This is a genomic window from Lutibacter sp., from assembly GCF_030692605.1.
In the GTDB taxonomy this organism is placed as follows: domain Bacteria; phylum Bacteroidota; class Bacteroidia; order Flavobacteriales; family Flavobacteriaceae; genus Lutibacter.
In genome coordinates, this window is the sequence record NZ_JAUYUD010000024.1 from 1 (window position 1) to 22,298 (window position 22,298).

Genomic DNA, 22,298 nt, shown 5'->3' on the forward strand with positions numbered 1-22,298 from the left:
TTTTGTCTCTTTCTTCTTTAAAATGAAGCCTACAAGATTCCTCGCTCCCAAAATTTGCTGTAAAACTGAATAAATTCATCGTTTTTTTTATCAAATATAACGCTTTTTTATTAATTATGGGTAATTACGGACAATCAAAAAAATTTTAGTTCTTTATTTCTTTTCCGTTTAAACTAAATCTCAAAATCGCATATCCTAAAGTTCCTGCTATAATAGAACCTATAATAATACCCATTTTTGAAGCTGCTATTAAACTTTGATCTGTAAATGCGAGGTTAGAAATAAATAACGACATTGTAAATCCAAGTCCACCCAAACAACTTACACCTAACAACTGTAAATAATTTACTTTTTTAGGCAATACTGCCAATTTAAGTTTAATACCGATGTATGACATTAGCATTATTCCAATAGCATTACCAAAAACTAATGCTAAGGCAATATTAATAGTAACGTGACTGGTGTTTTCTAATCCTTCAAAGCTGAGTATAACACCCGCATTAGCTAAGGCAAAAATTGGCATTATAATATATGATACCCACCCGTGCATAGAGTGTTCAATATTTTGAAGAGGTGATTGAATATTTTCTGTCGAATTTTCAATTATATCAATTGCTTCGAGTTGCTTTTTATTCAATAACTTTTCTACTTGATTTTTATCCTCTTTAAAAAAGTTTAACTGACTTGTAAGAACAATCAAATATTCTTTTAAATTAACTTTGCGCTGAATAGGAATTGTAAATGCCATTAAAATACCTGCAATTGTTGGATGAATTCCAGATTTTAAAAACAGTAACCATACTACAAATCCCATAATAAAATAGAAATACTTCGAATATATTTCTTTGAAACTTAAAATGGCCAACACGCTAAATATTAGCATAGCGTACACTATTAAATCCCATTGAATATTAGCACTATAAAAAATAGCAATTACCAATACAGCTCCAATATCATCTACAATGGCAAATGCTGTTAAAAATATTTTTAATCCTAGAGGAACGCGGTTTCCAAGTAATTTTAAAATTCCCAACGTAAAAGCAATATCAGTGGCCATAGGAATTCCCCATCCATCAGCACCTATTTTTCCCTCATTTAATACTAAAAAAATAAGAACCGGAAAAACCATTCCACCAATGGCTGCAAAAATTGGAAGTGAAGCTTTACGTAATGTTGTTAATTCACCCGCTAAAACTTCCCTCTTAACTTCTAATCCTATTACAAAGAAGAAAATGGCCATTAAACCATCATTAATCCAAAGTATTAAGGGTTTTACCAAATAAAAATCTGTGTCAGCAAAACCAATTGTAAATTTATGATTCCATAAAGCTTCATAAACATAACCATACGATGAATTAGCCCAAATTATTGCAATAATGGAAACTACAAGAAGTATAATACTTGAAGTAGTTTCTAAATTAATAAATCTTAAAATTGGGTTTTTTATAGGTTTCATTTGCTTATTTTCAGTAATACTGCAAATATAAATTAATTTAACAAACAAAGAAGCTGTCCGAAAAGCATTAAAATCGTCATCCTGTATGTATTTCAAGATACAAATTTTATTTTCCGACAGCTCCTAAATAAATATAAGCTTAATATTATAATTGAGGTCCAGCAGCAACAAGTGCCTTACCTTCTTCGTTATCTGTAAACTTATTAAAATTATTGATAAATAATTCCGCTAATTTTTTAGCTTTTGAATTCCACTCCTCTACATCACCATACGTATTTCTTGGGTCTAATATTTGGTCATTAACCTCATCTAAAGAAATAGGTACTTCTAAATTAAAAATTGGTAATATTTTTGTTTCAGACTTTTCAATCGACCCATCTAAAATTCTATGTATAATTCCTCTGGTATCTTGAATTGAAATTCTTTTTCCTGTACCATTCCAACCTGTATTTACAAGATATGCTTCGGCCCCATGCTCTTCCATTTTTTTAACCAGTTCATGTCCATATTTTGTAGGATGTAACGTTAAAAACGCAGCACCAAAACAAGAAGAGAACGTTGGAGTTGGTTCATTAATTCCTCTTTCTGTACCAGCTAATTTTGCCGTAAAACCTGAAAGAAAATGATATTTTGTTTGCTCAGGTGAGAGTTTCGCAACAGGTGGCATTACACCAAAAGCATCCGCTGTTAAGAAAATTACTTTAGAAGCATGACCTGCCTTTGACACTGGCTTTACAATATTATCTATATGATAAATTGGATAAGAAACGCGTGTATTTTGTGTTACAGATCCATCGGTAAAATCAATTTTACCGTTCGAGTCTACTGTAACATTTTCTAAAAGAGCATTCTTCCTTATAGCACCAAAAATATCTGGTTCAGCTTCAGCGCTTAAATCGATAGTTTTTGCATAACATCCCCCTTCAAAATTAAATACGCCTTCATCATCCCATCCGTGTTCATCATCTCCAATTAATTGTCTTGTTGGATCAGTAGACAAGGTCGTTTTTCCTGTTCCAGATAAACCAAAGAAAATAGCAACATCATCATTTTTCCCTTTATTTGCAGAACAATGCATAGAAGGCATTCCTTTTAAAGGCAAATAATAGTTCATCATTGCAAACATTCCTTTCTTCATTTCTCCACCGTACCATGTACCTCCAATAACTTGCATTTTTTCTGATAAATTAAAAACCGTAAATACTTCAGAATTTAAACCATGTTTCTCCCAATTTGTATTTACAGTTTTAGAACCATTCATTACAATAAAATCAGGTTCTCCAAATTCTTCAAGTTCCTCATTGGTAGGTCTAATAAACATGTTTTTTACAAAATGTGCTTGCCAAGCAACCTCAACAATAAAACGCACTTTAAGCCTCGTGTCTTCATTGGCTCCACAAAAAGAATCAACAACAAAAATGGTTTTATTCGACAGTTCTTCTGCAACTAAGTTTTTAAGATCTGTCCAAACTTCTTGGGAAATAGGTTTATTATCGTTTTTTGCTTTGTCTGATGACCACCAAATAGTATCTCTAGTTACATTATCTAATACAATATATTTATCTTTTGGAGAGCGCCCAGTAAATTTTCCTGTCATAACATTTATTGCGCCTAATTCAGTTACAACTCCTTTTTCGTACCCTTCTAAAGTCGGGTCTAATTCATATTTATACAATTCTTCATAAGAAGGGTTATAAACAACCTCTTTAACATCTTTAATTCCAATTTTTTCTAACGATTCAATTATTGATTCTTTAAGAATTTCCATGAGTTACTATTTATTATTACTAATTGCTTTTTATTTTCGAAGCAAAATTACACATATAATTCACTTTAAGTATATGATTTTAATCATATTAACTATTTAAAGAGGGTGTGACTTTTTTAAATGATTAATTTTCAAACTTTTATAAATTATTTTTTTTTAAATTCACGAAATCGTTTTCGCGATTTAACAAAAAAAATGTCTTTTTTGAGCATTTCTTTTTTATTTTTTTGAACTTTTTTGATTTGAAAATTGCTATTGGTCGTTTTTTTTACTTTTTAAGGTAATAACAAAAAATATCAAAAATACCCATCCAATAATTAAAACAAAACCTCCTATTGGAGTTATAAACCAAATGTTTTTTGAATTAACACCAAATGTTATAGCATATATTGACCCTGAGAAAAAGAGAATTCCACTCAAAAATAAATTGCTAATAATGCTTTTTGTACGAATAGAAAATTCTGTGTAAACATTCACTATTATAATTACCAATACATGATACATTTGATAACGAACGGCAGTTTCAAAACTTTTTAATTGATTTTCTGTTAAAATTTTCTCAAGAGCATGAGCTCCAAACGCACCCAAAATAACAGTTAACAACCCTAATATTGAGGAAATTATTAAATATTTTTTCATCTTGTTATTTCTAATTAGCTTACAAAAGTAAAATTATCCTTTCAGAAATCAGGTATTCTACTTATATTTATGTAAAATTAAAGCATTATGACACACACGAACGACACATTAGTTACTGTATTAACTGCAAGTTTAATTCACGAAATTCATATTGCAAAATCACTTTTAAATAGTCGTGGAATTACAAGTTACATTTTTGATGAAAACTTAATGACCACCATTGGTACTGCATATGTAGAAGGATATAAACTCAAAGTTAACGAGCATGATTTGAAAGCTGCAAAAAAAGTTCTTTCAGAAATTAAAAGTGATAAATAATTACTTCCATTAAATGCTGTGCAAAATCTAAATTACCTAATTTCGTAATTCACATAATTATTTGAGTTTTATGAAAGTTCGTAATATTTTGGTTATTGGCGCAGGCCGATCTTCTTCATCTTTAATTACTTATTTACTTCATAAATCTGTAGTTGAACATCTTTTAATCACTGTAGCAGACGTTTCTATAGAACTGGCTCAAGAAAAAATAAAAAATCATCCCAACGGAATTGCAATTTGTCTTGATGTTTTTGATGAAATTGAACGAAAAAATGCTATAAAAAATACCAACATTGTTATTTCCATGTTACCTGCAAGTTTACATGTTAATGTTGCAAAAGACTGCATTAATTTTGGTAAACATATGGTTACTGCCTCCTATATATCTGATGCTATGATGGAATTAAACGATCAAGCAATTTCAAAAAAGCTGGTTTTTATGAATGAGATTGGTTTAGACCCTGGAATAGATCATATGAGTGCTATGAAAGTAATTAACGCTATTAGAGATAAAGGAGGTAAAATGTTGCTTTTTGAATCTTTCACAGGTGGTTTAGTTGCTCCAGAAAGCGATGATAATTTATGGAATTATAAATTTACATGGAACCCAAGAAATGTAGTTTTGGCCGGACAAGGTGGAGCTGCCAAATTTTTACAAGAAGGAACCTATAAATACATTCCTTATCATAAATTATTTAGACGTACAGAAATTTTAAATATTGAAGGTTATGGGAAATTTGAAGGATATGCAAATAGAGATTCTTTAAAATACAAAAGCATTTATGGATTAGATGAAATTTTAACGCTTTATAGGGGCACTATTAGACGTGTTGGTTATTCTAGAGCATGGAATGTTTTTGTTCAATTAGGAATGACAGATGATAGCTATACTATTGAAAACTCAGAACACATGAGCTATCGAGATTTTACCAACTCCTTTTTAGCTTATAACCCAAATGATTCTGTTGAGTTAAAATTACGATCTTATTTGAAAATTGACCAAGATGATGTTGTTTGGGATAAATTGCTTGAACTTGATATCTTTAATGGGAACAAAAAAGTTGAATTAAAAAATGCCACGCCAGCACAAATTTTAGAGAAAATTTTAAAAGATAGCTGGACCTTAAAAGAGGATGATAAAGATATGATTGTAATGCAGCATTTATTTGGATTTGAATTAAATGGCAAAAAACAACAAATAAAAAGTAGCATGGTGTGTATAGGTGAAAATCAAACTTATACAGCAATGGCAAAAACAGTTGGATTACCTGTAGCAATTGCAACATTAAAAATATTGAATGGCGAAATTACAAAGCCTGGTGTACAGTTACCGATAACAAAAGAAGTATATGAACCTATTTTAAAAGAATTGGAAGAAGTAGGAATCATTTTTAATGAAAAAAACGTCGATTATTTTGGCTATAACCCCGATGAATTATCTCTATGAGATATTGGTTAAATAAAATAAGAGCTAATTCTAAGAACACATTTATTTTTCATTTAAAACTAAGTTAAAATCATCTAATTTTATACATTTAAGCATTTATTCAAATTGATTTTATTTTACTCCAAGCTTGAATTTAAAATGAAAAAAAATATTCGTTACTACTTGGAAGCTTCATTGCTATTTTAATGGTTACTTCTCCATATTTATTATATATTTACAATTATATCTCGCCGTAAATAACAAAAATTGATACCATATTTGGGGTAGTAGAAGGTGGAGGATTTCCAAATATACAAATTTATGTTTATAATATAATGGCTAAATTTGTCCCCATTTTTTTACTTACAATTCTCTTTATTACAACTAAAAGTTGTTGGGCATCATCAATTCTTGTTCCTATAAGTGTCTACTTATTTCAATTAATTTCAATTGTAAACGATAGTACATTGTATTTTGATGAGATTGAATTTATCTACACTTTACCTTTAATAATACAAGTTTTAATTATTTTGTATTTAATTAGAATTAAACTTTCAATATATTTAGAAGCGGTTGATTTAAAAAAGGAAATGGAAGAAAAAATGAGTAAATCACAAAATATTAAGTATTAGTTTTTCAAACTTTTTAATTATAATACCCTTAAAAGTATCACATTTTCAAATAAAAATCTTGAACCAACTTTTTATATTCTGAAGTATAAATATGACGTTCTATCTCAATAACTAATTCATTCATTTCAATTGATTTTTCAAGAAAAGAAAATTGCAATAAACTCCTTTTTATTGGTGCGTTTATGGTTCCTTTAACTCTAGTTATTCTATAAGGAACTAATTTATTATCACTAGCTATACTTATAAAATTATCTTCTTCAGAATAAGGAATTACAAATGCGGCTGTTCCGTTTTCTGATAATAACTTTGAAGTTCCTTCCAACAAATCTGAATATGGCAAACTCTCGGCATGTCTTGCCATAGCTCTCTCTTCTGATAAATCTTTAAATGTAGACGTGTAAAATGGTGGATTTGAGATTATTAAATCATACTTGTCTTCAATTTCTTCTACAAATTCTTGCAAAGAAGCATGGTAACAAAACAATCGGTCTGCCCAATTGCTATTTTCAAAATTTTCAACCGTTTGTTCATAAGCGGCATCATTCAATTCAATGGCATCAATAATTTCGGTTTCACTCCTTTGAGCCATCATTAATGCAATTAAACCAGTTCCTGCTCCAATATCTAGCATTGAATTTACATCCGTTTGAATTTCAACCCAAGCACCCAACAAAACACCATCAGTTCCAACTTTCATGGCTGTTTTATCTTGTTGAATTATAAATTGTTTAAATTGGAATGGTTTCGACATGTTGCTTAATAAGTTGCAGCAATTTTTGCAGAGGGGAAGGGATTCGAACCCTCGATACCCTTTTGGAGTATACACACTTTCCAGGCGTGCGCCTTCGACCACTCGGCCACCTCTCTATTATTTTATAAGTACATATTTATTAATCCATCTGGTGTTTCGACCATAATTTTTTTATTGTCTCTATCCACTTTTTTAATAAAATGATCAATCATAGGTATAAAAACTTCCACACCATTCGCATCAATTTCAAATAAAGGCTGTGCTGAGGAATCGTTAACTCCAGTAATTAAACCAATTGGGCCATAATTAACATCTTCAATTTCAAATCCAATAATTTCGTGAAAATAAAATTTATTTCCCGTAAGTTTTGGCAAAAATGTTAATGGCAAATATAATTCGCAACCCAATATTGCATCTGCATCCTCTTCCGAATCAACATCGTCAAATTGAATACGTAACTGGTTTCCTTTTTGAAGCAACCTATTTTCAATAAAAAAAGGAACCAGATTGCCACCTATAGCAACAAATACTGATTCCAAATTTTCGTAAAGTTCAGGTTCGTCTGTATCTAACTTAGCTACAACCTCACCTTTAAAACTATGCTTTCTAACGATTTTGCCTAAATAAAAACAATCTTCTTTACGCATTATCGTATTTTAAATTATGCTTTCCCTTCTTCTGAAGCAGCAGCTTGAGCTTCATCAATAGTTTGAGGAGCTTCATCTACCACAACTTCTTCTGCAGCTTTTAACGCAGCTTTCGCATCAGCTTCAGCTTTAACAGTAGCATTTTCAGCCTCATTAGCAGCAGCTAAACGATCTTCATTAATTTTAACTTCTGCAGCAAAAGCTTTCGCTTTAGCATCTGCATCTGCTTTTACTAAACCATCTTTTTTAGCTGAAATTTTTCCTGCTTTTTCATCTAACCAAGCTTGGAATTTCTCTTGAGCTTGCTCTTCTGTTAAAGCACCTTTTCTAACTCCACCTGCTAAATGATTTTTTAGCATAACACCTTTATAAGATAAAATAGCTTTTGCAGTGTCAGTTGGCTGAGCACCGTTTTGTAACCATTTTACAGATCCATCAACATCTAAGTCAATAGTAGCAGGGTTTGTGTTTGGATTGTAAGTTCCTAATTTTTCTAAATACTTACCATCTCTTGTTGCGCGTGCATCTGCAGCTACTATCCAAAAAAATGGTTTTCCTTTTTTACCGTGTCTTTGTAATCTAATTTTTACTGGCATTTTGTTTTAATTTTTAAGGTTCGCGACCTTGGTTATTAATTTGAGTTTGCAAATATAGTGCTTATTTTTATATAAAAATACCCTAATTATAAATATTTTAAAACTTCGATAGAAAAGGTTAATGGTTTGAAAATCAAAAGTTTTGAAAGTATAATTTAAAAATTTCACAGGTGAAAAACCAAGTTGTTTGTTACAATTTGAAACATCATTAGAATTGAAATTCAACTTATACCAATCCTGTAAATCCTAAAAATGCCAAAGAAAGTAAACCTGCAACTAATAAATTTATTGGAACTCCTTTCATACCTTCAGGAATATTAGCCAACTCTAACTGCTCTCTAATACTTGCAAAAACAATTAATGCCAACGCAAAACCTAATGAATTAGAAATTGCATAAAAAACGGCCATAATTAAACTGCTGTTTTCAAGTCCAATGGCCAAAATTGCAACTCCTAAAACTGCACAATTCGTTGTAATTAATGGTAAAAATACACCCAAGGCTTGATATAATGGTGGACTCACTTTCTTCAGAATAATTTCAACCATTTGAACTAGGGCTGCAATTACCAATATAAATGTAATCGTACGCAAGTAATCCAATCCTGCGGGAACCAAAATATATTGATGTAACATGTATGTTGCCATGGTAGCAATGGTCATAACAAATAACACAGCGCCAGACATTCCAACTGAAGTAGAAACTTTATTTGAAACTCCTAAAAATGGACAAATTCCTAAAAACTGAGATAATACAATATTATTAACAAAAACTGCTGCAATCAATATAATTATATAATCCATTTTACATGTCTTTTATTGTTATTTTATTAAATAAAACACTTAAATAAGCCAAAGCTATAAAGGCTCCAGGAGGTAAAATAAATAATATGAAAGTGTTAGCGTTTTCAGCAACAAATTTAATATCGAAAATACTACCACTTCCTAAAACTTCTCTTACTCCTCCTAAAGTAGTTAATGCTAACACAAATCCTAACCCCATTCCGGTTGCATCTACCACAGAAGAAAATAAATTATTTTTTGAGGCAAAAGCTTCTGCCCTTCCTAAAATTAAACAGTTTACTACTATTAATGGTATAAATATTCCTAATTGTTCATATAAAAACGGTACATAGGCTTCTAAAACCATTTCTACAATGGTTACAAAAGAAGCTATAATAATAATAAATGCTGGTATTCTAACTTTATCTGGAATAAAATCTTTTACCAATGAAACTGCTATATTTGACATTATCAAAACAAACATAGTTGCTACGCCCATTCCCAAACCATTAAATGCAGATGAAGTAACACCAAGTGTTGGACACATCCCTAAAAGCATTACAAAGACTGGATTTTCTTTAATAATTCCCTTTAATAAATTTTGTTTTTGATCCATACTTTTTGTCATAATTTTAATGTTTAGCAACTTTTAAAACCTCAACGTTTTTCACATACTCATCATAAGCCACTTGAGCAGCGTCACAAAATGCTCTAGAAGTTATGGTAGCTCCTGTTAATGCGTCTATTTCACCGCCATCTTTTTTAACTTTCATATTAAAGGCAGATGGATTTTTTCCTTTATACTGATTTATAAAACTTTCATCTTTCATTTTTGTACCTAAACCTGGCGTTTCTTTTTGTTCTAAAACGACAATATTTTCAATATTACCTTCAGCTGAAAAACCCACCATAATTTTTATCAAACCACTAAATCCCTTTTCTGTGGAACCTACCACGGCAGCACCTACAAATTGACTGTCTGAAAATGCAGGAAATAGTTCTATACTATCTTTCACTAAATCTGATTTACCTATTATTACATCTGAAACAGGGTTGTTATCAAATGTTGGCAGTACTAATTTTAAAGCATTTACTTTTTGTTCTAATTTAGCTTTTGCTTTTGGTCCAATTGTTAAATCGTTCACTAAGCCTAATGACAAACCTGAAACTAAAGTGATTGTTAACAAAGCTACCACCATATTCATAAAAGTTGATTCCTTTTTAGGCATAATTACAGAATTTTAGATTTTATTTTAGCCCCAAATCTTTTGGGTTTAAAATTGCTGTTTATTAATGGTACAAATGCATTCATTATTAATATGGCAAACGAAACTCCTTCTGGATAAGCCCCAAACAATCTTATAACTGCTGTTATTATACCAATACCTATTGCAAAAACTATCATTCCTTTTTTCGTCATTGGGCTAGTAACTAAATCAGTTGCCATAAAAAAGGCTCCTAAAAGTGCTCCACCGGTTAAAATATGAATTAGCGGGTTTGCATATTGTTCTGGGCTAACTAACCAAAAAATTCCAGTTATTAATGCTATTGAACCCAACATGGATATAGGAATATGCCAAGAAATAACACGCCTAACTAATAAATATATTCCTCCTAATAATAACGCAAATGCCGACATTTCTCCAACTGAACCTCCAATTAATCCAAAAAACATGTCAAAATATGAAGGGAGTTTGGATGTAATTTCAGTCATTGTTTCGCCAAACATCAATCCTTCCTTTATAATTCCTAAAGGAGTTGCGCCAGTGACTGCATCAGCAATTTTTATGCTATTTTCAACAGGGTTTGGCCACATGGTCATTTGTACAGGAAACGAGATTAATAAAAACACCCTTCCGACTAGCGCCGGATTAAAAATATTAAATCCTAATCCGCCAAAAGACATTTTAGCAACGCCAATAGCCACTAAACTACCAACAATAATCATCCAGATTGGTAAATTGGAAGGTAAATTAAATGCCAATAATATTCCTGTAAGCAATGCCGAACCATCACCAATAGTAACCGTTGTTTTTAATAAAAATGTTTGAATTAAATATTCAAAAATAATACAAGAAATTACTGCAATTGCAGTGACAAAAAAAGCGCTAATTCCAAAAACATAGAGCGAAACTAAAAATGCCGGAACTAAGGCAATAATTACATCATACATCAACTTTTTGGAGGTTCTATCAGAATGTATATGTGGTGAGGCAGAAATTATTATAGATTGAGAACTCATATTAATTTTTTACGGTTTGTAATTTTTTTTCACTATTTTTTCCAAATCTGATAAAATCTAAAAGAGGACGATGAGAAGGACAAACATAACTGCAAGAGCCGCACTCAATACATGTATTAATATCTTCACTGGAAGCTCTATCAATAAAATTTTTTTCAACCAAATTCATTAATAAATATGGTTCTAAACCCATTGGGCATACAAATACACATTCACCACATCTGATACAATTCTCAGATTTACCTCTACTCGCTTCATTTTCGGAAATCACTAAAATTCCAGAAGTTCCCTTTGTTACAGGCACATCGGTATTTTTAATTGCTTTACCCATCATCGGCCCACCATTCACAATTTTTCTGGTTCCTTCAGGTAACCCTCCAACTGCATCAATTAAATTGTTAATTGGAGTTCCAATTTTAACCCAAAAATTAGAAGCATTTTTTAAATTTTTTCCAGTAACAGTTACCACACGTTCAGTAAGTGGTTTATTATGTTGAATTGCTTCATAAATTGCGAAAATTGTACCAACATTATGTACTATTACACCAACATCTAAAGGCAACCCATTTATTGGCACATCTCTATTTAAAAGAGCTTTAACTAACTGTTTTTCACCTCCTTGAGGATACTTGACTTGTAATGTCCCAACTTGAATTGTTGACTCATTTTTGGTTAAATTTTTAAATAAATCAATGGCATCTTTTTTATTATTTTCAATTCCAATAATGGCTTTTGAAATATTTAAGGCGCGCATTACAATTTTAATACCTACTATTATTTCTTCAGACTTTTCTAACATTAACCTGTGGTCGGCTGTTAGATATGGCTCACATTCAACACCATTTATTAATAAGCAGTCTAACGTAGTACCTTCTCTCACGTTTAATTTAACATGTGACGGAAACGTTGCTCCTCCTAAACCAACAATACCAAAATCTGTTATTCGCTGTAAAATTTCTTTTGGAGAGAGCTCAATGCTAGTTTTTAACAAGTACTCTTGTTCGTTAAAATTAGAAGGGTCTTTCTCGTCTGTTCTAATAACAATGCATTGTTTTTTATAACCACTCGTATCTATAAATTTATCGAGTTTTGTTACAACACCTGCTACAGGTGAATGAATATTAGAAGAAACATATCCTCCTGATTTTGCAATCACTTGCCCAATAGTAACTTTATCTTTTACAGCAACTATTATTTCTGAAGGAATACCAATGTGTTGGGCAATAGGAACATATACTGTTTTTGGAACAGTCAATCGCTTAATTGAACTTGTTGAAGTAATTTTATTTTCTGGAGGATGAATTCCTCCTATTTGAAATGTTTTAAACATCCATTTTTACTTTTACTAATTTCACAATTTCACTAATTTCATCCGCTTTTTCATTGTCCACCTTTTTTTCTTTTTTTGGAGGAAAATTTGTTTCAACAATTGAATTGGTTGGACATATAGGAACGCATTTTCTACACAACGTACATAAAACTGGATCTATATAAGCTAAGGTATTAATCATTATTACGGCATCTTTAGGACAAATTTCTTCACATTTAGAACAACCTATACACGCTAATGAACATGCTTTTTTGGCAACACCCCCTTTATCTTGGTTTAAACAACCAACATAAATTTTTAAATCCTTTTTATTTCTAGGACGCATCTCAATAATATTTCTTGGGCAAGCAGTAACACACATTCCGCAAGAAGTACATTTATCGGTTAAAATAATTGGCAACCCTGTGCTTTCATCCATATACATGGCATCAAACTTACAGACCTTAACACAGTCGCCATCACCCAAACAACCATATTCACAATCAGTTTCACCACTATAAATCATTGCTGAAATTGCGCAAGTTCTTGGTCCTTGAAATTCTGTTGTTTTTGGTCGAACTTCACAGCTTCCTTGACATCGCACTACAGCAATTGTTGGGTCTTTTTCAGAAACTTCTTTACCTAATTTAGTGGCAACTAGTTTCATAGTATCATTTCCTCCAACAGGGCAAAATAAATTTGAAATATCCTCACTTAAAACCAATTTTTCAGCAAATGCTTTGCAACCTAGCGAACCGCATCCTGCACAATTTGCCGCTGGTAATATATCTTCAATTTCAGCAATCAAAGGGTTTTCATAAACATAAAATTTCTTAGAAACAAAGTAGAGTATCACGGCAGCCAAACCCCCCAAAGAAATTAATAAAAAAACGCTATATAAAATAGAATCCGTCATTCTTTTGTACTTTTTATAATTGACACATTAAAAGTTTGCTTAAACACATCTTTTAAGACATAAAGAGTTAAATAATAAGGAATTAAAATTAAAATAGAAAACAGAAAGGCTGCCAATTCCGACACAAATAAACTCGACAAAATTAAAACTAAAACCAATAAAATAAATGGTAAAATATATGCCCAAAACACAGCTTTTAAACCCATATTTTTTGACATTAAAATGGAAACTTCTTCGTTTAAAAAAAACGTTTTATCTATATTATAAACCTCAATTTCTTTTACTTCAGCATCCGCAACTCCACACCCTGCTTGGGCTTTACAACCTTCGCAGTTTACATTTCCAATAAAAGATACTTTCACATAATTTGTATCAATTTTAGATACAATTCCTTTATGAATTATAGGTTCATACGGTTGTTCACTTATTTTCAAATCGTTCTTACTCATCATCGCAGTATCATTGCATTCAAAAATTAAAATTAATACTAATTGAATACAAATAATATGACCTATGTTAGTCTTTTTGCCCTTTTTCAAAATTTAAAATTATTGTTAATTATGTAACATTTATTGCATCTTTAACAACTATTTTCTTAAATAAAACACATTTTGTTTCATTTTTATGAAAAAATGTTCTTTGTTAATAAAAAATAGCCTCTTTTAAAGCCCATACTTTTATAAATTACTACTTTTAAAAACACATTTTTCAGAAAAATATTTTCACATGTTTTTAATTTTTGATACCGAAACCACTGGCTTACCAAAAAGTTGGAACGCCCCAATTACTGATACCGATAATTGGCCAAGGTGTGTGCAAATTGCTTGGCAATTGCACAATGAATTAGGTGAACTAATTGAACATGCCGATTATCTTATTAAACCAGAAGGGTATAATATACCCTACGATGCCGAAAAAATTCACGGTATTTCTACACAATTGGCTGAAAAAAAAGGAGAATCTTTAGCTATTGTTTTAGAATTATTTAACCAAGTACTCTCAAAAACAACATTTGTTGTAGGGCAAAACGTTGAATTTGACTTAAACATTATGGGTTGCGAATATTTTAGACATTCTATACCATCAACACTTAATAAATTACCTGTTTTAGATACGTGCACCGAAGTTACTGCAGCTTTATGTATGCTACCTGGTGGTAGGTATGGAAAATTTAAACTCCCTACGCTTACCGAGTTACATCATTATTTATTCAAAATACCCTTTAATGAAGCTCACAATGCTACCGCAGATGTTGAAGCAACTACTCGTTGCTTTTTAGAATTAATTAGGTTAGGTGTTTTTACCAAAGAAGACCTTAAAGTAAATGAAGCCTATTTTTCAGTATTTAAATCAAAAAATCCAACTACAATTTCCTTAGTTGGGATGAAACATTTAAATTTAAAGGAAGAGAGTAACCGACTTAAAGAAAAATCAATCACATCTGAAGATGCTAATAACATTACCACAGAGGACATTGAAGAACTAAACGAGGTCACTTTTTCTCATTTACATTGTCATTCTCAATTTTCAATTTTACAATCTACTTCTAGTACCGGTAATTTAATACAAACTGCTATTGCACAAAAAATGCCTGCTGTTGCTTTGACCGACACTGGAAATATGATGGGTGCTTTTTATTTTGTGCAAGAAGCTATTGCGCACAATGAAAATTTGGATAAAAATTATGATGAACTTGAGAAACCTGAATTAGAAAAAATAAAACTTCAAAAAATTGAAGAAGGAATTATTGATGAAGAAAATACTCAAGAATTAGATTTAACGCAGTTTTTAACTAATAGACCAACTCGAACCTATTTTAAACCAATTATTGGATGCGAATTTAATGTTTGTGAGGATCATACCGAAAAATCTCAAAAGGATAATGGATATCAAATTGTTTTTTTAGCTAAAAATAAAAAGGGATATCATAATTTGGCTAAAATGTCGTCAATTTCTCATACCAATGGTTTTTATTATGTTCCAAGAATAGATCGAAAAATAATTGAAAAATATAAAGATGATTTAATTGTATTGTCTGGTAATTTAAATGGAGAAGTTTCGAGTAAAATATTAAATATTGGTGAAAATCAGGCCGAAGAAGCATTAATTTGGTGGAAAGAAACTTTTGGTGACGATTTCTATTTAGAATTAATGAGACATAATCAAGAAAATGAAAATCATGTAAATGATGTTCTATTGAACTTTTCTAAAAAACACAATGTAAAAGTAATTGCCACCAACAATACCTACTACACTACTGAAAGTGAAGCTGAAGCTCATGATGTTTTATTATGCGTAAAAGACAACGAAAAAGTAGCAACTCCAATAGGAAAAGGTCGAGGTTTTAGGTTTGGCTTACCAAATAACCAATACTATTTTAAGTCACAAGAGCAAATGAAATCTTTGTTTGCCGATCTTCCAGAAGCAATCATAAATATTCAGGAAGTTGTGGATAAAATAGAAATTTTCAGTTTAAAGAGAAATGTGCTACTTCCAAAATTTAATATTCCTTTTGAATTTATAAACCCTAAAGATGACATAGATAAAGGAGTGCGTGGTGAGAACGCATACCTCCGTTTTTTAACTTTTGAGGGTGCTAAAAAAAGATATGGAGATTCCTTAAATAAAGAAACGCAAGAACGATTGGATTTTGAGTTACAAATTATTGAAAAAACAGGGTATCCTGGTTACTTTTTAATTGTTTGGGATTTTATTTTAGAAGCCCGTAAAATGGGAGTTTCAGTGGGTCCCGGACGAGGTTCTGCTGCTGGATCTGCCGTTGCATATTGCCTAAAAATAACCAACATAGATCCTATTAAATATAATTTGCTTTTTGAGCGTTTTTTAAATCCAGATCGGGTTTCACTTCCAGATATTGATATCGATTTTGATGATGAAGGCAGGCAAAAAGTAATTGATTTTGTAATTAAAAAATACGGTGCAAGTCAAGTAGCTCAAATTATTACATATGGAACAATGGCCGCAAAATCTTCCATTAGAGATACTGCTAGGGCGTTGGATTTACCACTTTCGGAAGCAGATAGGATCTCTAAATTAATTCCTGGTGTAAAACTTCAGAATATCTTTGGAGATGATCCAAAGAGTAAAGAAAAAATTAAAGCCCTACGAAAAGAAGATTTTGAAAATGTTCTTGTGCTCAGAGAAATTGCTGATGGAGATGATTTGCAAGCGCAAACCATAAAACAAGCCATTGCGGTTGAGGGATCTGTAAGGAATATTGGGACTCACGCATGTGGTGTAATAATTACTCCAGAAAATATTACCAACCTAATTCCTATTGCTACTGCGAAAGACAGTGACATGTATGTAACTCAATTCGATAATAATGTTGTTGAAAGTGCTGGGTTACTAAAAATGGACTTTTTAGGTTTAAAAACATTGACTTTAATAAAAGATACTGTTAAAATTATTAAAGCCATTTACGGAAAAGAGTTAGATCCAGATGAGTTTCCGTTGGATGATCCAAAAACATATGAATTATTTAAAAAAGGAGAAACCGTTGGTATTTTTCAATATGAATCTCCCGGAATGCAAAAACATTTAAAAGCATTAAAACCAACTGAATTTGCAGATTTAATTGCCATGAACGCTTTGTACAGACCTGGACCAATGGAATACATTCCGCTGTTTATTATGCGTAAAAATGGGGAAGAACTTATTGAATACGATGTGCCAGAAATGGAAGAGTTTTTAAAAGAAACCTATGGAGTTACGGTATATCAAGAACAAGTAATGTTGCTTTCGCAAAAAATAGCAGATTTTACCAAAGGTGATGCCGATTTACTCAGAAAAGCAATGGGTAAAAAAATATTAAGCCTTCTTACTAAATTAAAACCAAAATTTATTGCTGGAGGAATCATTAATAATCATCAAGAAGAAGTTTTAGAAAAAATATGGAAAGATTGGGAATCTTTTGCTGCATATGCATTTAACAAATCTCACTCAACGTGCTATGCTTTTATTGCATATCAAACAGCCTATTTAAAAGCAAATTATCCAGCTGAGTTTATGGCCGCCGTACTTTCAAATAATATGAGTGATATTAAGCAAATTTCCTTTTTTATGGAAGAATGTAAACGGGCTGGAATTCAAGTTTTAGGCCCAGATATTAATGAATCGTATTATAAATTTGCTGTTAACAAAGAAGGTGCAATTCGATTTGGAATGGGTGCAATTAGAGGTGTTGGAGCATCTGCTGTTGAAGCTATTGTACAAGAAAGAAAACAAAATGGAAACTATAAGTCTATTTTTGATTTAGCAAAGCGAATTGACTTGCGGGCTGCAACAAAAAAGGCATTTGATGGTTTAATTTTAGCTGGTGGACTAGATTCATTAGGTCTTTCCCATAGAGCACAATATTTTGCTGAAGATGAAAAAGGAATTTCATTTATTGAACGAACTATTAGGTATGGAAATAAATTTCAAGAAAATAAAAATTCTGCTCAAATTTCACTTTTTGGAGAAGCTTCACAAATTCAATTTCCCGAACCAGAAATTCCAGAGGCTAAAAAATGGAGTGTCATGGAAGAGCTTTCTAGAGAAAAAGAAGTGGTTGGTATTTATATTTCAGGACATCCATTGGACGATTTTAAAACCGAACTTGACTTTTTCTGTAACTCAAAACTCGATTTATTCCAAAATAATGACAATTTATTAGACCGAGACATTTCAATTGGTGGTATTGTTACCTCTGTTGAACACCGAGTTTCTAAAAACGGAAAAGGGTGGGCTTCATTTGTTTTTGAAGATTATTCTGGTTCCTTTGAATTTAGAATTTTTGGTGAAGAATATTTAAAATTTAAACACTTCTTATTTCCTAATTCTTTTTTATACCTAAAATTATATGGGAAAAAGGGCTGGAATGATGATGTTAGAATTTCATTTGTGAATATTCAATTATTACATGATATTTTAGAAGAATTTTCTAAAAAAATAACGTTCAACCTTTCTATTAATGAATTAAATGAAAATATAATTGAAAAATTATTGGAATTAATTCAAAATTTCAAAGGAAAAAAAACATTGAATTTTGTGGTGTATGACGCTCAAGAAAAATTAAAATTAAGCTTGCCAAGCAGAAGTTTTAAAGTGGACATTTCTCACAAATTATTGAAACAATTAGACAAAGAACAAATTAATTATAAATTAAACTAACAACAATTCTAATTTATATGTTTTATGTAGTAAGTTCTTTAAATAAACTTTCTAAATTTTTATTAATAGTGTTCAGTTTTAAGGTTTTTAAACCATTGTTTTGGGCAAAATCGAAAACAATTGAGCGCATATCTTTTGAAGTGTTAAATGTTAAAACCCAAGAAGTGTCATGGGTGTTATTAAATGCTTTCAGATATGGGATAGTTTCAATAAATTGTTTTTCTATTTTTAAGTCGAATTCGACCTCTATAACTTGTTCTTGATTTTCCTTTAACTCTTTTAAATTTTTGTCTGCTACTATTTTTCCGTTGTTAATCAACAAAACTCGATCGCATAACGCTTCAACTTCTTGCATAATATGTGTAGAAAATAGCACCGTTTTATCTTTTCCAACTTCCTTAATTAAATTTCTAATTTCAGTTATTTGATTTGGATCTAAACCGGTTGTTGGTTCATCTAAAATAAGCACTTCTGGGTTATGCAAAAGTGCGGCAGCAATCCCTACACGTTGTCTATACCCCTTAGATAATTGCCCTATTTTTTTATGTGCTTCTGGTGTTAACCCAACCTTTATAATAATATCTTCTATTGCAATATTACCTAATTTATGAATTTCAACTAAAAATTGTAAATATTCTTTTACATACATTTCTACATAAAGTGGGTTATGTTCTGGCAAATATCCAATGTTTTTTTGAGCCTCAATTTTTGCTTTTAAAATATTAAAATTAGCAACCGAAACTTCTCCTTCAAAATCGGTTATAAATCCTGTAAGAATTTTCATCATAGTAGATTTACCAGCACCATTTGGACCCAAAAACCCAACAATTTCACCCTTTTTAATGGAAAAACTTACATTATCTAATGCTTTTTGAGAGCTGTATAATTTCGAAACATTTAGTACCTCGATAGACATTTTACTTATTTTTAACAAAAATACATTTTAATTATAATCATGTACTTACTTATAACGTTGTATCCTTAATTTATTTTTAAGACCTTTGGAAACCACTAAATAAGTTTATAAAAAAAGAATATTTTTACAAGGTTATACATCAAATACATTTTTTAAATTAAACAAAATTTCAATAATGGGTTGCTTTAGAGTATTATTGTGTATTATTTTCCCTCCTTTAGCCGTAATAGATAAAGGATGTGGCTCTTTGGTTATTGTCTTTATTTTAACCTGTTTAGGTTGGATTCCTGGCGTTATTGCCGCACTTATTATTAATAACAACCCTAATAACTAATGCAAAAAGTAATTTTAAAAGACATTGGATTAAAAGATTATAAAGACACTTGGGAATATCAAGAAGAAATTTTTGACAGTATTGTTGAAATAAAAAAAACAAATAGAAAAAACGATTTAACCAATAAGACGCCTAATTATTTTTTATTTGTTGAACATCCACATGTTTATACTCTTGGGAAAAGTGGTGATATTAGTAATTTACTTTTAAATGAAGAACAACTTACTCAAAAGGGAGCAACATTTTATAAAATAAATAGAGGTGGTGATATTACGTATCACGGCCCTGGTCAACTTGTTGGCTATCCAATTTTAGATTTAGAGAATTTTTTTACAGATATTCATAAATATCTTCGCTTTTTGGAAGAAGTTATAATAAAAACTTTGGAAGAATATGGAATTAAATCTGAAAGAAGTGCTGGTGAAACAGGTGTTTGGCTCGATGTTGGAACCCCTTTTGCCCGAAAAATTTGCGCTCTTGGGGTTAGAACTAGTCGATGGGTTACTATGCATGGTTTTGCATTAAATGTAAACACAAACTTAGGCTATTTTGACAATATTATTCCTTGTGGAATAAAAGGAAAAGCTGTTACATCTATGGAAGTCGAGCTCAATAAAAAAATTTCCTTGGATGAAGTAAAAGAAAAAATTCTAAAACATTTTGCTGCTTTATTTGAAGTTGAATTTGTTTAATGTTATACCTGCAAAAATAGGAATCTTAATGTAAGTTTGTGTTGGTTTAGATTCCTGTCTCCGCAGGAATGACAAAAAAAACTTCCATCTTTTCACCTTTTCACCTTTTCACCTTTTCACCTTTCACCTTTCACCTTTCACCTTTTTATCTTTTAACCTGAGTTCGACATAAGAAAAAACACAAATTGTTAATAATCAAAAGTTTAAATAAATACCGTCATTGCGAATTTTACTTTTTTTAGTAAAATGTGGCAATCTGACTATCAATAAACAGATTGCCACAGTCGTACCTCCTTCACAAAGACGTAAATAGTTTATATTCAGGTAGTATTGTTCTTTTTTATATCGAACTCACGTTTTTACCTTTTCACCATTCACCTTTTAACCTTTTAACCTTTTAACCTTTACCTTTCACCTTTTAGCCTTTAGCCTTTAGCCAAACTATTCCTCTTCATTGTAAAAAATTTTATAAAATTTCATTTTTCGCTCATCGTCATAACCTTGTTCTAAATATTCTGCAGAAGCATCTGGTGCATCAATATCTAATTTAATTTGAATGTTAGTATCTAGCTTTATTTCTGTCTTAATTTTTTGCTTTTCCTTTTTCAAAACAACTTCAGAAATGGCAAATTGATTTCTAATTAAAACATCATTTAAAGTTTCAAATTGTTTTTTATAATCGTCAAATGTTGCCTTTTCTTCCTCTTTGTCTTCAAACAAAAACTCTTTAAAATCAACCGCATTTACATCCTCATTTACCTTAAAAAAATCAACTGTTTTGGCTAAAAATTTATTTTTTTCATGCACTCCAAAATTTTCTTTAACTATATCATTCGAAAATTCTCGACACATCGTTAAATAATTTTGAGTTTGTCTATTATTATCATCGGCATATTTAACACTCAAAAAATTCTTTATCCAATATTGAGCATCATAATTATTGGTATCAATGCTTAAAATAATTTTCCCTTCGGCATCTGTTGTATTCAAAATTAAACAGCCTTTATCTAATTTTTTGGTACTAATCCCCTTTTGAACCGCTACATCTATAGAATTATTATCCATATAGGTTTGAAAAAATTCTATTTTATTTTCAATTTTAAAAATCCCTATTGCTTGAGTAATTACTTCATTGTATTCAACATCTTCAAACAAAGCAATAATTACATCTCCTATTTTTATTTGGGCCGAATTAGATTGCTCAAATAAGTGGTTCACAATATGTTTAGAAACTTCAATAAAGCAACTTGAATCTGCAAAAATTTGAGAAGAATAATTGTTAATTTCATTTAACTCAATATTTGCATGATGGCTAAATCGAAAACTTTCAATCACACTTCCAAAAGGCTTTAACAAAAAAGGTATCATTAATTGATAACTTTCTTCATCAAAAGTGACTATTTCTTCAGAAAAAACATTGGTGGCACTGTTAAATTTATTTCCAACTTTATGAATTATAAATTTTGAAATAGCTGCTCTATTTTTTTTAATCATTTTATTATTTTTAAGGAATGCAAAGGTATTGTTTTTAAAACCTAAAATTAAAAATTACAAGTCCAATTTATATAAAGTCTAATATGTAATTACAAATTATTTTTTATTATCTTTGTGTTATGAGTAGAGTAGCACTAAAGATAGAAAACTATAGTTCTGAAGAACTGAAGGCGTTATTGCGCAAAGACGAGAAATTTCAACAAGGG

Annotated in this window: 21 protein-coding genes and 1 tRNA gene; 6 read left to right on the forward strand and 16 right to left on the reverse strand. The window is 30.7% G+C overall.

What is annotated here, in order from left to right; all coding sequences use genetic code 11:
* Nucleotides 1–145: 145 nt before the first annotated feature.
* The 3 genes from nhaA to Q8S45_RS02095 all read right to left on the reverse strand — a co-directional run bounded on the left by nhaA (nucleotide 146) and on the right by Q8S45_RS02095 (nucleotide 3,863).
* Nucleotides 146–1,552 carry a Na+/H+ antiporter NhaA gene (nhaA, locus tag Q8S45_RS02085; RefSeq protein ID WP_305600793.1) on the reverse strand — a complete coding sequence of 469 codons (1,407 nt, stop codon included), beginning with the start codon at nucleotides 1,550–1,552 and terminating at the stop codon, nucleotides 146–148.
* A gap of 49 nt (nucleotides 1,553–1,601) precedes the next feature.
* Nucleotides 1,602–3,224 carry a phosphoenolpyruvate carboxykinase (ATP) gene (pckA, locus tag Q8S45_RS02090; RefSeq protein ID WP_305600795.1) on the reverse strand — a complete coding sequence of 541 codons (1,623 nt, stop codon included), beginning with the start codon at nucleotides 3,222–3,224 and terminating at the stop codon, nucleotides 1,602–1,604.
* Nucleotides 3,225–3,476: 252 nt separating this feature from the next.
* Nucleotides 3,477–3,863: a DUF423 domain-containing protein gene (locus Q8S45_RS02095; protein ID WP_305600797.1), complete on the reverse strand. Its 387-nt coding sequence runs from the start codon at nucleotides 3,861–3,863 to the stop codon at nucleotides 3,477–3,479.
* Between the two features lie 87 nt (nucleotides 3,864–3,950).
* On the opposite strand from Q8S45_RS02095, the gene Q8S45_RS02100 reads away from it, so the two are divergent.
* The 3 genes from Q8S45_RS02100 to Q8S45_RS02110 all read left to right on the forward strand — a co-directional run bounded on the left by Q8S45_RS02100 (nucleotide 3,951) and on the right by Q8S45_RS02110 (nucleotide 6,239).
* Nucleotides 3,951–4,181, forward strand: coding sequence for a putative signal transducing protein (locus Q8S45_RS02100; RefSeq protein ID WP_305600799.1), 231 nt, complete (start codon nucleotides 3,951–3,953; stop codon nucleotides 4,179–4,181).
* Nucleotides 4,182–4,251: 70 nt separating this feature from the next.
* Nucleotides 4,252–5,628 (forward strand): saccharopine dehydrogenase family protein, encoded by a 1,377-nt coding sequence (locus tag Q8S45_RS02105; RefSeq protein WP_305600800.1) that lies wholly within the window; start codon nucleotides 4,252–4,254, stop codon nucleotides 5,626–5,628.
* A 314-nt stretch (nucleotides 5,629–5,942) separates the two neighbouring features.
* On the forward strand, nucleotides 5,943–6,239 hold the full coding sequence (locus Q8S45_RS02110; RefSeq protein ID WP_305600802.1) for a hypothetical protein: 297 nt from the start codon (nucleotides 5,943–5,945) through the stop codon (nucleotides 6,237–6,239).
* A 37-nt stretch (nucleotides 6,240–6,276) separates the two neighbouring features.
* On the opposite strand, the gene Q8S45_RS02115 is transcribed toward Q8S45_RS02110, so the two are convergent.
* The 11 genes from Q8S45_RS02115 to Q8S45_RS02165 all read right to left on the reverse strand — a co-directional run bounded on the left by Q8S45_RS02115 (nucleotide 6,277) and on the right by Q8S45_RS02165 (nucleotide 14,020).
* Nucleotides 6,277–6,990, reverse strand: coding sequence for a tRNA1(Val) (adenine(37)-N6)-methyltransferase (locus tag Q8S45_RS02115; RefSeq protein WP_305600804.1), 714 nt, complete (start codon nucleotides 6,988–6,990; stop codon nucleotides 6,277–6,279).
* 28 nt (nucleotides 6,991–7,018) lie between these two features.
* Nucleotides 7,019–7,106 (reverse strand) — tRNA-Ser (locus Q8S45_RS02120).
* A gap of 6 nt (nucleotides 7,107–7,112) precedes the next feature.
* Nucleotides 7,113–7,637: a ribosome maturation factor RimM gene (gene rimM / locus Q8S45_RS02125; protein WP_305600806.1), complete on the reverse strand. Its 525-nt coding sequence runs from the start codon at nucleotides 7,635–7,637 to the stop codon at nucleotides 7,113–7,115.
* 14 nt (nucleotides 7,638–7,651) lie between these two features.
* Nucleotides 7,652–8,233 carry a 30S ribosomal protein S16 gene (locus tag Q8S45_RS02130; RefSeq protein WP_305600807.1) on the reverse strand — a complete coding sequence of 194 codons (582 nt, stop codon included), beginning with the start codon at nucleotides 8,231–8,233 and terminating at the stop codon, nucleotides 7,652–7,654.
* Between the two features lie 226 nt (nucleotides 8,234–8,459).
* Nucleotides 8,460–9,035, reverse strand: a complete 576-nt coding sequence (locus Q8S45_RS02135; protein ID WP_305600808.1) for an electron transport complex protein RnfA — start codon at nucleotides 9,033–9,035, stop codon at nucleotides 8,460–8,462.
* A 1-nt stretch (nucleotide 9,036) separates the two neighbouring features.
* On the reverse strand, nucleotides 9,037–9,642 hold the full coding sequence (locus Q8S45_RS02140; RefSeq protein ID WP_305600810.1) for an RnfABCDGE type electron transport complex subunit E: 606 nt from the start codon (nucleotides 9,640–9,642) through the stop codon (nucleotides 9,037–9,039).
* A 4-nt stretch (nucleotides 9,643–9,646) separates the two neighbouring features.
* Nucleotides 9,647–10,243, reverse strand: coding sequence for an RnfABCDGE type electron transport complex subunit G (locus Q8S45_RS02145; RefSeq protein WP_305600812.1), 597 nt, complete (start codon nucleotides 10,241–10,243; stop codon nucleotides 9,647–9,649).
* 2 nt (nucleotides 10,244–10,245) lie between these two features.
* Nucleotides 10,246–11,256, reverse strand: coding sequence for an RnfABCDGE type electron transport complex subunit D (locus tag Q8S45_RS02150; protein ID WP_305600814.1), 1,011 nt, complete (start codon nucleotides 11,254–11,256; stop codon nucleotides 10,246–10,248).
* 1 nt (nucleotide 11,257) lies between these two features.
* Nucleotides 11,258–12,586 carry an electron transport complex subunit RsxC gene (gene rsxC, locus Q8S45_RS02155; RefSeq protein ID WP_305600815.1) on the reverse strand — a complete coding sequence of 443 codons (1,329 nt, stop codon included), beginning with the start codon at nucleotides 12,584–12,586 and terminating at the stop codon, nucleotides 11,258–11,260.
* A complete protein-coding gene (locus Q8S45_RS02160; RefSeq protein WP_305600816.1) occupies nucleotides 12,579–13,481 on the reverse strand; it encodes an RnfABCDGE type electron transport complex subunit B in 903 nt (300 codons plus the stop codon). Before Q8S45_RS02160 ends, rsxC begins: the two co-directional genes overlap by 8 nt.
* Nucleotides 13,478–14,020, reverse strand: coding sequence for a SoxR reducing system RseC family protein (locus Q8S45_RS02165; RefSeq protein WP_305600819.1), 543 nt, complete (start codon nucleotides 14,018–14,020; stop codon nucleotides 13,478–13,480). Before Q8S45_RS02165 ends, Q8S45_RS02160 begins: the two co-directional genes overlap by 4 nt.
* Nucleotides 14,021–14,207: 187 nt before the next feature.
* Between Q8S45_RS02165 and dnaE the strand changes: the two genes are divergently transcribed.
* A complete protein-coding gene (dnaE, locus tag Q8S45_RS02170; protein ID WP_305600821.1) occupies nucleotides 14,208–18,656 on the forward strand; it encodes a DNA polymerase III subunit alpha in 4,449 nt (1,482 codons plus the stop codon).
* Nucleotides 18,657–18,678: 22 nt separating this feature from the next.
* Here dnaE and gldA read toward each other — a convergent pair whose 3' ends face one another.
* Nucleotides 18,679–19,572 (reverse strand): gliding motility-associated ABC transporter ATP-binding subunit GldA, encoded by an 894-nt coding sequence (gene gldA / locus Q8S45_RS02175; protein WP_305600823.1) that lies wholly within the window; start codon nucleotides 19,570–19,572, stop codon nucleotides 18,679–18,681.
* 175 nt (nucleotides 19,573–19,747) lie between these two features.
* Between gldA and Q8S45_RS02180 the strand changes: the two genes are divergently transcribed.
* Together Q8S45_RS02180 and lipB are read left to right on the forward strand one after the other, a co-directional pair.
* The gene (locus Q8S45_RS02180; RefSeq protein ID WP_305600825.1) at nucleotides 19,748–19,906 is read left to right on the forward strand and encodes a YqaE/Pmp3 family membrane protein; all 159 of its coding nucleotides are present in this window, start codon (nucleotides 19,748–19,750) and stop codon (nucleotides 19,904–19,906) included.
* A complete protein-coding gene (gene lipB, locus Q8S45_RS02185) occupies nucleotides 19,906–20,598 on the forward strand; it encodes a lipoyl(octanoyl) transferase LipB (protein ID WP_305600827.1) in 693 nt (230 codons plus the stop codon). Before Q8S45_RS02180 ends, lipB begins: the two co-directional genes overlap by 1 nt.
* A gap of 441 nt (nucleotides 20,599–21,039) precedes the next feature.
* Here lipB and Q8S45_RS02190 read toward each other — a convergent pair whose 3' ends face one another.
* Entirely contained in the window at nucleotides 21,040–22,092 is a 1,053-nt protein-coding gene (locus tag Q8S45_RS02190; protein ID WP_305600828.1) for a nucleoid-associated protein, read from the reverse strand.
* Between the last annotated feature and the right edge of the window lie 206 nt (nucleotides 22,093–22,298).